The sequence below is a fragment of the Nocardia sp. NPDC057353 genome, assembly GCF_042667085.1.
Lineage (GTDB): Bacteria > Actinomycetota > Actinomycetes > Mycobacteriales > Mycobacteriaceae > Nocardia.
Genome location: NZ_JBHVAK010000075.1, coordinates 16,134 through 27,810, shown reverse-complemented (window position 1 = coordinate 27,810; position 11,677 = coordinate 16,134). Strand labels below are relative to the sequence as shown.

At 70.6% G+C, this 11,677-nt stretch carries 8 protein-coding genes and 1 pseudogene; 4 read left to right on the top strand and 5 right to left on the bottom strand.

Translation table 11 applies throughout. From position 1 onward, the window contains the following. A pseudogene (locus tag ACFUUZ_RS28125) lies at positions 1 to 609 on the bottom strand (carbohydrate kinase); the annotation flags it as partial. 82 nt (positions 610 to 691) lie between these two features. Further along, complete coding sequence (locus ACFUUZ_RS28120) at positions 692 to 1,393, bottom strand: nicotinamide riboside transporter PnuC (RefSeq protein ID WP_378701384.1); 702 nt, start codon at positions 1,391 to 1,393, stop codon at positions 692 to 694. Positions 1,394 to 1,454: 61 nt separating this feature from the next. Here ACFUUZ_RS28120 and ACFUUZ_RS28115 point away from each other — a divergent pair, with 61 nt between their 5' ends. Next, positions 1,455 to 2,063 carry a dihydrofolate reductase family protein gene (locus ACFUUZ_RS28115; RefSeq protein ID WP_378701382.1) on the top strand — a complete coding sequence of 203 codons (609 nt, stop codon included), beginning with the start codon at positions 1,455 to 1,457 and terminating at the stop codon, positions 2,061 to 2,063. On the opposite strand, the gene ACFUUZ_RS28110 is transcribed toward ACFUUZ_RS28115, so the two are convergent. Continuing rightward, positions 2,060 to 3,076: an XdhC family protein gene (locus ACFUUZ_RS28110; protein WP_378701380.1), complete on the bottom strand. Its 1,017-nt coding sequence runs from the start codon at positions 3,074 to 3,076 to the stop codon at positions 2,060 to 2,062. The genes ACFUUZ_RS28115 and ACFUUZ_RS28110 overlap by 4 nt on opposite strands. Positions 3,077 to 3,395: 319 nt before the next feature. Next, entirely contained in the window at positions 3,396 to 4,559 is a 1,164-nt protein-coding gene (locus ACFUUZ_RS28105; protein ID WP_378701377.1) for a lipase family protein, read from the bottom strand. Between the two features lie 468 nt (positions 4,560 to 5,027). On the opposite strand from ACFUUZ_RS28105, the gene aceA reads away from it, so the two are divergent. The 3 genes from aceA to metE all read left to right on the top strand — a co-directional run bounded on the left by aceA (position 5,028) and on the right by metE (position 10,014). Next, positions 5,028 to 6,317, top strand: coding sequence for an isocitrate lyase (gene aceA, locus ACFUUZ_RS28100; RefSeq protein WP_378701375.1), 1,290 nt, complete (start codon positions 5,028 to 5,030; stop codon positions 6,315 to 6,317). Positions 6,318 to 6,621: 304 nt separating this feature from the next. Continuing rightward, a complete protein-coding gene (locus ACFUUZ_RS28095; RefSeq protein ID WP_378701373.1) occupies positions 6,622 to 7,485 on the top strand; it encodes a 3-hydroxybutyryl-CoA dehydrogenase in 864 nt (287 codons plus the stop codon). A 201-nt stretch (positions 7,486 to 7,686) separates the two neighbouring features. Then, positions 7,687 to 10,014, top strand: coding sequence for a 5-methyltetrahydropteroyltriglutamate--homocysteine S-methyltransferase (gene metE / locus ACFUUZ_RS28090; protein ID WP_378701371.1), 2,328 nt, complete (start codon positions 7,687 to 7,689; stop codon positions 10,012 to 10,014). Here metE and ACFUUZ_RS28085 read toward each other — a convergent pair. Further along, the gene (locus ACFUUZ_RS28085) at positions 9,998 to 11,590 is read right to left on the bottom strand and encodes an integrase (RefSeq protein ID WP_378701368.1); all 1,593 of its coding nucleotides are present in this window, start codon (positions 11,588 to 11,590) and stop codon (positions 9,998 to 10,000) included. The two genes, metE and ACFUUZ_RS28085, sit on opposite strands and share 17 nt — an antisense overlap. Positions 11,591 to 11,677: the final 87 nt, after the last annotated feature.

Genomic DNA, 11,677 nt, shown 5'->3' with positions numbered 1-11,677 from the left:
GGCCGCGGCCCCGCAGGACAGCAGCCGCTCGGTGGCGGGGAGCAGGGAGTCGAGGTCGTCGACCGGGCCGAGCAGGTCGGCGGTGCAGCCGCAGAGCACGACGCCGGGGACCCGGGCGGCCAGCCGGAGCGGCTCGCCGGTGAGGTCGCAGACGGTGGGGATGCCCGCTTCGACGGCGGCGGCGGCGAGTTCGGCGGGGAGCGAGTCCTCGATGCCGATCGGGAGCGGCCCGGCGATCACCAGCCCGGTGAGGCCGGGGAGCAGGCCGCGGATACGGACCGAGAGCTGGTCGGCGGCGTGCGGGTTGGAGACCCGGGCGCCGGGCTCGGCGAATTCGGTGGCGGTGCCGTCGGCGGATTCGCCGATCATGAGGGTGCGCCGCACCCAGGGCAGCGCGAGCACGAAGTCGTTCGGCAGCTCGAGTTCCGCGGCGGCGGCGAAGGCGTGATCGGCGAAGCCGGTGGCCTTGGCGTAGCGGCCGAGCTGGTTCAGCACCCGCGCGGTGGTGACCCCCTTGCCCCCGATGCGCTGCTCCACCGAGCTGACCCGGTGCGCCCCGCCGCGCTCCAGCCGCTCCACCCGATAGGTCGTGTCGTACGCGGGATTCATTGTCACGGTGAGGATCACATATTCCACTGTCCATGCCGCGGCAACCGGTGCAAGCGGAGGCCACCGTCGATGGCGGGTTGGGTCACACCGGGGCGGTGGCCGCCCGCTCGGCGACCGGCGCCCGGATGGTGCGCACCCACACCACGAAACCCCAGATCACGAACCCCGCGTAGACCAGGTACAGCACCGCCGACGGGTAGTACCCGGCCCGCAGCAGCAACGGCACGCCGACCAGGTCGACCCCGATCCAGATCAGCCAGAACTCGGCGAGGCCGCGCGCCATGCCGTACGTGGCGAGCACCGAACCGGTGAAGATCCACGCCTCCGCCAGCGGCCCGTACGACCCGATCTCCGCGAAGACCACCGCGAAGACCCCGGTGCCGAGCACCATGGCGAGCGCGAGCAGCGCCCGCTCCCGCCCGGTCGCCCAGCGCGGCAGCACCGCGGCCGCCCCGCCGCCGCGGCTCCGGTACCAGCGCCACCACCCGTACACCCCGACCGCGAGGAACACCAGCTGCCGCCCGGCCTGCCCCGCCATGCTCACCTGCTGCGGGGTGTGGAAGACGCCGCCGACGAACACCGTGAAGAGCAGCGCGTTCCCGACGATGCCGACCGGCCACGCCCACACCCGGCGGCGCATGCCGCCGATCGCGGAGGCCAGCCCGAAGCCGTTGCCGATGATCTCCCGCCACAGGATCGCGGAGCCGCCGATGTGCAGCTCGGCCTCCAGCAGCGTGCCGATGGGGTTCACGCCTGCTGCAACCACCGCGGGGCGCCGAACCATCCGCGCGCCGAGGTTTTCGGGGCAGGCGATGAATCCGCGCGCCCGGCACCGTCCATCGAGCATGAGCACAGTCACCGCGAACCTCGCCATCTCGCTCGACGGCTACACCGCGGGCCCGGGCCAGAGCCTGGACCAGCCCTTCGGCACCGGCGCCGACGCCCTCACCGAGTGGATGTTCCAGACCGACGAACCCGGCCGTGACCGGGACAAACGCCTGCTCGCCGAGATCCACGCCGAGACCGGCGCGCACATCATGGGCCGCAATATGTTCGCCCCGGGCCGCGGCGAATGGGACCTGGACTGGACCGGCTGGTGGGGGCCGGAGCCGCCGTACCACGCGCCGGTCTTCGTACTCACCCACTACCCGCGCGACCCGCTGCCGATGGCGGGCGGCACCACCTTCCACTTCGTCACCGACGGGATCGAGTCGGCACTGGAACAGGCGCGGGCGGCGGCGGGGGACCGGCCGGTGGAGATCGCGGGCGGGGCGAGCGCGGTGCGGCAGTACCTCGCCGCCGGCTTGCTCGACGAACTGGTGCTGCACCTGGTGCCGGTGGTGCTCGGCGCGGGCGAGCGGTTGCTCGACGGGCCGGCCGGCACGCGGCTGGAGCCGGTCGAGGTCATCTCCTCCCCGACCGTCACGCACCTGCGCTACCGGGTGCTGCGCTAGCCGCTCAGCCCGACGGCGGCCCGCTCCGACCAGGAGGCCCGCCGCTCCGACTGTCCGCCGCGCGCCGCGAGCAGCTCGGCGGTGATGAAGACCGCGGTCTCGGCCGGGTTGCGCGCGCCCATGGTGAGCCCGGCCGGGATGTGCAGCTTGGCCAGCGTGCGCTCGTCGAAGCCGCCCGCGCGCAGGTCGTCCAGGCGGCGGGCGTGCGCGGTGCTGGAGCCGAGCGCGGCCAGGTAGCCGAGCTCCGGCAGCCGGAGCGCGACGGTGAGCAGCGGGATCTCGAACTTGGGCTCGTGCGCGAGCACGACCACGCCGGTGTCGCTCTCGATCTCGCCCTGCGCGGCCAGCGTGTTCAGGTACCGGTGCGGCCAGTCGCAGACCACCTCGGCGCCGGGGAAGGACTCCGGCACCGCGAACTCCGGCCTGGAGTCGCAGATCGTCACCCGGTAGCCGATCAGCCTGGCCTGCGCGGTGAGCGCGGCGGCGTAGGCATTGGCGCCGAAGACGATGAGCCGCGGCGGCGGCGAGAAGGACGAAACGAAGACGTCCGACTCCGGCAGCGCGACCAGCTCGGTGGCGTGCTTCTTGTCGGTGATCAGGTGCTGCCCGATCACGTCCGGGTCCGGATTCCAGACCACCGTGAAGACGGTGACCCGCCGGTGCGCGGCGATCTCCGCGGCCACCGTCGGGAACTCGGGGAAGGTCCACCGGGAGAACGGCTCGATGAAGATGTCGACGGTGTCGTCGCCGTCCGAGGCGGTCTCCACCCCGGAGAGCACGTCGAACCGGTGCAGCGCCCGATGCCCGGTGCGGGTCGCGCGCAGCGCACCCTCGAAAACCGCCTCCTCCAACCGGCCGGAGGCGATCGATCCGAATACACCCCCCTCCGGATCGATCAGCGTGGCGGCCCCCACCGGCAACGAGGTGGAGCCGACAGCGCGCACGATGGTGGCCAAGCCGCCGGTCCGGCCCGAATGCCAGACCCGCAGCAGGTCGTCGACGATGTCGCGCATCAGCTTGCTCCGATCACCGTGCGGCCGCGGGCGGGAAATCGTGATCGACACCCGTCCCCAAGTCGTCGCACGTGACGCACACCATATCGTCCCGGCGGGACAAATAGGGGCCTGCTCCGGAATCTCCTCGCAGCCGCACCCGCGCCGCCCGGCCGCGATTGTGGTCCGGCACAGCGGGGTGTTCGGAGTAAGGCATCTTCGCGACGCTATTCGGGTCGGATTGCGCCCGGGTTACGGGCGGTGATCCTGTGGCCGACTCCAAGCCGTCGCGGCGTCCGGTACGGGGTTGCTCGACGGTAGCGGACGGCTATGGGTCAGATCAGCCCGCGAAGAGTTCGCGAACGAACGGCGTGGAGTCGGGGAGGGACGCGTTCACAGCTCCGCTGTGGTCCTCGAAGTAGGTGTGCAGCCGAATCGGCTCACCCTTCGCCGCGGTGACGGCGGCCCAGCGCAGCGCCTGCGGGGTCACCACGTCCTTGTCGTAGAGCCCCTGGCCGACGAAGACCGGGCGGTCGTAGCCGGACTCCGGCAGCCCCATCTGGCGGCTGAGCACACCGTAGGCGTCCGGCAGGCTCGCGAGCGGCTTCGCGAACAGGTCGCCGATGGCGACGCCGCGCAGTTCATCGGCGAACGGCTCGATGCAGGCGGTGCGGGCGCGGTCGAGCCACTCCTTCCCCTCGTCGGTGAGCAGCCCGGTGACATCGAGCTCGGGGTGGCTCTGGCGCAGCCCGTCCAGGACGTAGAGGACGTAGGCGGTGAGGTGGTCACCGAGCGAGATCGGCGGCACGTTCGGGCCGAGCGCGAGGAACACCTCCTCCAGGTAGGCGGGGAGCCCGGTCGCGACGGCACCGCGGTAATCCAGCTCCGGCCCGCCGAACTCGGTGGCGTAGCGGGCGGTGAAGACCGCGGCGCCGCCGCCCTGCGACTGGCCGACCACGGCCCACCGGTTCGAGAGCTCCGGGTAGCGGGTGTGCGCGGCGCGCACCGCGTCCACCACGTTGTGCGCGGCGACCCGGCCGTTCAGGTACGGGTGCTCGCCGGGCACGCCGAGCCCGGCGTAGTCGGCGGCGACGACGGCGTAGCCCTGCTCCAGCCAGGCGCCGAGGTAGGAGCGGTCGCGCTCGACCGCGGCCGGGCCGCCGACGCTGTACGCGCACTCGTCGCCGAGGCCGACCGTGCCGTGCGCCCAGGCGATCACCGGCCAGCCGCCTGCAGGCACCTGCCCCGCGGGGAAGTAGACCGCCGCGCTCGCGGGCGCGGGGGCGTCGCCGACGGTCGTGCTGGTGTAGAGCAGCCGCGCCGTGCCCGCGGCGCCCGGCATCGCGGCGGCCGCGGGCAGCGCCTCGACCGAGAGCGGGGTGCCCGGCGCGGCAGGCGCGGGCTGCGCGGCGGCGGGGGCGCCGGTCGCGAGTGCGGTGGCGCAGGCGAGCGCGCAGGCGCCCGCGGCGATGGCGCGCGCAGGCGCGGTCCAGGGGTTGCGCATCGTGCTCCTGTCCGGTGGATCTCGCCGCGGCGCGAAGATCCGCCGCGGATACCTGCCCGAGTCTGCCGCACCACGGGCACGGCCACTCGTCCCCGGCGGAGGGTTTCCCACCCGCGCCGGAGCCGCACCGCGCTGTGAAGGTGCTCACAGCGCGCCGCGGGGCGACCGCGGATCGGGAGGACGGCCCGCGGCGGTAAACAGTACGGGCGTTACGCTGAAACCGCACGTCAGACCTACCGTCGGGTAGCTTTGGCCTTTGCTATCCGGCGGCTAATTTCGCAGAGTTAGCAGAAGTCATGGCAAAGCTAGCTCGAATTCACAATAACTACAGGTAGACGCTGGTTTTCGGATGTGCAATCGTGTGGAAGTACACCCCCAGGGCCTAGCAAGCCTGTAAAGCACCCGACCAGCAGATCGAGCGCTCCGCTCGTACCGGCGGGTACCAACAGACGAGAAAGTGGAGTAGAGATGTCGACCACCGGCACCCCGAAAACCGCTGCGGAGATCCAGCAGGACTGGGACACCAACCCGCGCTGGAAGGGCATCACCCGCAACTACACCGCGGATCAGGTGGTGAAGCTGCAGGGCACCGTCGTCGAGGAGCACACCCTCGCCCGCCGCGGTTCGGAGATCCTCTGGGATCTCGTGAACAACGAGGACTACATCAACTCGCTCGGCGCCCTCACCGGCAACCAGGCCGTGCAGCAGGTGCGCGCGGGCCTGAAGGCGATCTACCTCTCCGGTTGGCAGGTCGCCGGTGACGCGAACCTCTCCGGCCACACCTACCCGGACCAGAGCCTCTACCCGGCCAACTCGGTGCCGCAGGTGGTGCGCCGGATCAACAACGCGCTGCTGCGCGCCGACGAGATCGCCAAGGTCGAGGGCGACACCTCGGTGAGCAACTGGCTGGCCCCGATCGTGGCCGACGGCGAGGCCGGCTTCGGCGGCGCGCTGAACGTCTACGAGCTGCAGAAGGCCATGATCGCCGCGGGCGTCGCCGGCTCGCACTGGGAGGACCAGCTGGCCTCCGAGAAGAAGTGCGGCCACCTCGGCGGCAAGGTGCTGATCCCGACCCAGCAGCACATCCGCACCCTGACCTCCGCGCGCCTCGCGGCCGACGTGGCAGGCGTGCCCACCGTGGTCATCGCCCGCACCGACGCCGAGGCCGCGACCCTGCTGACCTCCGACGTGGACGAGCGCGACCGCGAGTTCCTGGACGGCACCCGCACCGCCGAGGGCTTCTACGGCGTGAAGAACGGCATCGAGCCCTGCATCGCCCGCGCCAAGGCGTACGCGCCCTACTCCGACCTGATCTGGATGGAGACCGGCGTGCCGGATCTCGAGGTCGCCAAGAAGTTCGCCGAGTCGGTGCGCAGCGAGTTCCCGGACCAGCTGCTGGCCTACAACTGCTCGCCCTCCTTCAACTGGAAGGCGCACCTGGACGACGCGACCATCGCGAAGTTCCAGAAGGAGCTCGGCGCGATGGGCTTCAAGTTCCAGTTCATCACGCTGGCCGGCTTCCACTCGCTCAACTACGGCATGTTCGACCTGGCGCACGGCTACGCCCGCGAGGGCATGACCGCCTTCGTCGACCTGCAGGAGCGCGAGTTCAAGGCCGCCGAGGAGCGTGGCTTCACCGCCATCAAGCACCAGCGCGAGGTCGGCGCCGGGTACTTCGACAGCATCGCCACCACCGTCGATCCGAACACCTCCACGGCGGCGCTGAAGGGCTCCACCGAAGAGGGCCAGTTCCACTGAGTTGGATTGTCCCGCCTCCGCGGGACGTGGTTCGCGGCCCAGGGAGGCCCGCGGTTCCGCACCCGAGACTCGCGCCTTCGGCGCATGCGCTTCGGGTACGGAACCTCGGGCCTGCCGCGAACCGGCGCTCGTCGGGCTCGCGCCCTGCGAGTTGCCCTGCAGGGGTTCGGGGTTCGCGGAACCCCGAGATGATCTCCTACCTCGGGTAGGGGGTGTACCGCCCTCCCCGCCGAACAGCCCCGGCGGGGAGGGCATCCCTATACCGTGCGAGAAATGTCGCCACACAACCGGCAGGAGCGGGACCGTGAGTAGCGAGAAGATTCAACGGGTCGGTGTTATCGGCGCCGGCCAGATGGGTGCGGGCATCGCCGAGGTGTGCGCGCGTGCGCACGTCGACGTGCTGGTGTACGAGCAGACCAGGGAGCTGGCCGCCGCAGGTCGCGCGCGCATCCTGCGCTCGCTGGATCGCGGCGTGAGCAGCGGCAAGATCACCGAGCGGGAGCGCGAGCAGACCGCGTGGCGGCTGCGCTTCACCTCCGACCTCGGCGACTTCGCCGACCGCCAGCTGGTGGTCGAGGCGGTCCTGGAGGACGAGCAGGTCAAGACCGCCATCTTCGCCGACCTGGACAAGGTCGTCACCGACCCGGACGCGGTGCTGGCCTCCAACACCTCCTCCATCCCGATCATGAAGATCGCCGTCGCCACCGCCAACCCCGAGCGCGTCGTCGGCATGCACTTCTTCAACCCGGTCCCGGTGCTGCCGCTGGTCGAGCTGGTGACCACGCTGAAGACCAGCGCGCCGGTGACCGGCCGCGCCGAGGCCTTCGCCGCCGACGTGCTCGGCAAGCAGGTCGTGCGCTCCTCCGACCGCTCCGGTTTCGTCGTCAACGCGCTGCTGGTGCCGTACCTGCTCTCCGCCATCCGCATGGTGGAGTCCGGTTTCGCCACCAAGGAGGACGTGGACAAGGCGATGGTGCTCGGGTGTGCGCACCCGATGGGGCCGCTCGCGCTGACCGACCTGGTCGGGCTCGACACCGTGAAGTCGATTGCCGACTCGATGTACGCCGAGTTCAAGGAGCCGCTGTACAGCGCGCCCCCGCTGCTCATGCGTATGGTCGAGGCGGGTCTGCTCGGGAAGAAATCCGGCGCAGGCTTCTACCAGTATTGATTTGCCGCGCCTCCGCGCGGCGGGTTCACGGCCCTTCGGGGGCTCGCCGTTCCGCACTCGCGACTCGCGCCTGCGGCGCATGCGCTGCGGGCACGGAACGACGAGCCGGGCCGTGACCTGTGCGCGTAGCGTCGGAGGGGGACCTCACCACCTTGTGAACACCGCCGCACGTCGCGGCAGATGAACTCCAGGAGTTTCGCAATGGTCAACGTGTCCGATGGCTTCGGGTCGAGCGTTCTCGGCTACCCCCGGATCGGCGCCCACCGGGAACTGAAGCGGGCCCTGGAGTCGTACTGGCGGGGCTCCCTGACCCGCGACGAGCTGATCGCGACCGGCCGCGACATCCAGGAGCGGCAGTTCGCCGAGCTGGCCGCGACCGGCCTCACCCAGGTGCCGGGCAACACCTTCTCCTTCTACGACCACGTGCTGGACAACGCGCTGCTCTTCGGCGCCGTCCCGCGCCGCTTCGAGCAGGAGCGGAAAGACCTGCACCCGCTCGACTTCTACTTCCTCATGGCCCGCGGCCGCCCCGACCTCCCCCCGCTGGAGCTGGTCCGCTACTTCGGCACCAACTACCACTACCGCCAGCCCGAGCTGGACGCCGACACCGAGTTCTCGCTGCACCCCGAGTACCTGCTCGACGAGTGGGACCGGGCGATGGCGCGCGGCATCGAGCTGCGCCCGGTGGTGCTCGGCCCGGTTTCGCTGCTGCTGCTCTCCAAGGCGGGCCACGTCCCCGGCGAGCCGGAGTTCGACACCCTGAGCCTGCTCGACCGGCTGCTCCCGTTCTACGAGCAGCTCTTCGAGCTGCTGGCCAAGCGCGGCTCCACCTGCGTCCAGCTGGACGAGCCCTGCTTCACCGGCGAGCGCACCCCGGACGAGCTGGCCGCCTTCGAGCGCGCCTACCAGCGGCTGGCCAAGGCGCCGCTGCGCCCGCGGATCCTGGTGACCGGGCAGTACGGCAACTTCGGCGAGGCGCTGCGGATCCTGGCGCAGTCCGGGGTCGAGGCCATCGGGCTCGACCTGGCGACCTACCGCATCACCCCGGAGGAGCTGGCCGCCATCCCCGGCATCCGGCGCAAGCGGCTCTACGCGGGCGTGATCAGCGGCCTCAACGTCTGGCGCGCGGACCGCTACGTCACCCTGACGTATCTGCAGGAGCTGGCGAAGGTCTGCCCCGACCTGGTGGTCTCCACCGGCACCACGCTGCTGCACGTCCCCTACGACGTGCTCGCCGAGTACGACATCGAGGGCAATGTGGCCGACCGCCTCGCCTTCGCCAAGCAGAAGGTCGGCGAGGTGGTCTCGCTGGCCAAGGCGCTCACCGAGGGCCCGTCGGACAAGTGGCGCAAGCGCCCCACCGAGGTGCACTTCAAGCAGAAGCACGCGGTGCGCCAGCGGGTCTACGCCATCACCCCCGCCATGCGCACCCGCGAGCCGTACGCCGTGCGCCGCGAGGCCCAGCAGGAGGCGCTGAACCTGCCGCCGGTGCCCGCCACCACGCTCGGCTCCTTCCCGCAGACCGCGCGGCTCCGGCAGGCCAGGCACGACCTCGGCGCGGGCAAGATCTCCTACGCGGAGTACCGCAAGCAGGTCGAGGCCGAGATCGAGGCCACCATTCGGCTGCAGGAGGACATCGGCCTGGACGTGCTCGTGCACGGCGAGCACGAGCGCAACGACATGATCCAGTACTTCGCCGAGCTGCTCGACGGCTTCGCGACCACCCGCTTCGGCTGGGTCCAGGTCTACGGCTCGCGCTGCGTGCGCCCGCCGATCGTCTACGGCGACGTCTCCCGCCCGGGGCCGATGTCGGTCGAGTGGATCAGCTACGCCCAGTCGCTCACCGACCGCCCGGTCAAGGGCATGGTGAGCGGCCCGGTGACCATGCTCGCCCGCTCCTTCGTGCGCCAGGACCAGCCGCTCTACGAGACCGCCGACCAGGTGGCGCTCGCCATCCGGGACGAACTGGTCGACCTGGAGCGCGCCGGGATCAAGATCATCCAGGTGGACGAGCCCGCCATCCGCGAGCTGCTCCCCGCCCGCCCCGAGGGCCGCCCCGAGTACCTGCGCTGGGCCGTCGCCGCCTTCCGCCTGGCCACCTCCGGCGTCCGCCCGGAGACCCAGATCCACACCCACATCGGCTACTCCGGCCGCGCCGAGGTCGTGCAGGCGATCGAGGAGCTCGACGCCGACGTCACCGCCATCATCGCCACCCGCTCCATCGAGTGGGTGATCGACGCCCTGGCCGAGGACTACGCGAGCGGCAACGGGCTCAGCCACGGCGTCGGCCCCGGCGTCTACGAGAGCCGGTCGGCGCGGATCCCGGATATCGACGAGCTCGACGAGCAGCTCACCGCCGCCGCGAAGGCGGTCGGCGCGGAGCGGTTGTGGGCCAATCCGGACGGTGGGTTGAAGACGAGGCACTACTGGCAGTTGGACCCGTCGCTGCGGAATATGGTCGCGGCGGCGCGGCGGGTTCGGCGCAGGGTGTTGGCCGAGCAGGCGGAGCCGGTCACGGCCGGCTCCTGACCTCGAGCAGGTCGAGCAGGGTTCCCGGGTCGGCGATGGTGGCGGGACGGAGGTAGTCCAGGTTGGCCGCCGTCATCGCCGCCAGGGCGATCGGGCGCACGCCGTGCCGCAGGCCGACGTGCACGATCCGATCGATACCCGCACCGATCAACGGGGACATGGTCTCCGCGAGCGGATGCAGGTGATCGGCGTGGGTCCGCCCGCCGTGCACGATCGCGTTGCGCTTGCGGTAGAAGCGAACGAACTCCTTGCTGAGAATGGTTGCGGTCCGGCGGATCTCGGCGGCGGGGTCGACCAGGAACGGTCGGAGCCGGGTGATGGCCAGTTCGTCGGTCACCTTGCTCATGAACAGCGGTTCGTCGGAGCAGAGCCGTCGCTGGAATCGCCGGGCGCGGCTCAGGTTGTCCGGGCAGCCGCGAAGCTCGACCGCCAGCGCATCGTCGTTCTCGCGAATGTAGGCGTGCGCCAGCCGGGTCAGCTCGCCGCGCGGCATGGCTGCGGCGATGATGAGCGAGAAACGCTCGGCGGCGACGATGTCGGGGTCGTCCGGGCCGACGAGGAGTGATTCGATCGCCGACCATCCGCTCATGATGGCGATGTGCGCAGGCCCGGTCCGCACCGGTTGCAGCAGGGCGAGCGCACCGGTGATGTAGTCCGGCATCCCGAGATCGGGCAGCCGGCCCAGCCGTTCGAAGGACCGCACGTCCAGAGTTCTGTTGGTGGTGTGGGTGGCAAAGGCCGTCGCTTTGTCCTGTGACCACATCCACGGAGCGATGTGGATCGTGCCCCGGCAACCGATGGTGAACTTGGTCTGCAGATCGGCGATCCTGGTGCGCGCCCGGTCCGCCGCCGAGTTGATGTCACGAGCCGCGACTTCGAGGAGAAAGCCGCCTTGGTGGCGCACCGCAACGGCTTCCGGGGCATACTGCCTCTTCCAGCCCGCGGCGTCGGTGCTCGTCATCCAACCCGGTGCGGTCGCGGCATCGATCGCGAACGGTGGCTTGTTGGCAACCGGGACGCAGAAGATGTAGCTCCGCTCCGGCCTGGCCAGCCGCTCCGCGGCGGCCCGGAGAAAATCGGGAACCGTGCAGATGTCCGGCCGCTGCTGCAGATCCCTGATCCAGGTGTGCAGGCTGCTTCGGTGGTAGCCGGCATCAAGGATATGGGCGGCTATCCGCCGGGCCGCACCCTCGATATCGAGAGCCCGGCCACGCTCGAACTCGTCGGCCCAGTTGTGTAGGTAGGCCGCATCGGAACGTCGAATGTGCTCCTGTAGGACCACGTAGGCGTGACTGCCGGTGGCGATACCGGGGCTGACAGCGGCTGCCGCCTTGCCTACGGCATTGCGCAGGTCCCCCAGCCCCGGGTCCGTCTTCAACGCATGCGTTGCGTAGCTGCGCAGGTCCTCGACGGCACCGGCCGGAACGCCGGGCGTGATGCTCTCGTCGAGTAGCTCCCGGGCGAGTTGTATTGTGCCGCAACGCCACAACCGGCGATGCCACGGCGAATCCGTCGAGGTCACCTCGCGCAACCGGGTAACGAAACCTTCCTGCCCGCCCTTCTCCACAACCCCCATGGCGTGTTACCGTACACCCGGTAAATGGGCGTCCTCGCCCTGCTTTCGAGCGGGGCCAGCCGCCCATTCTTCATTTCCGCGGGCGGT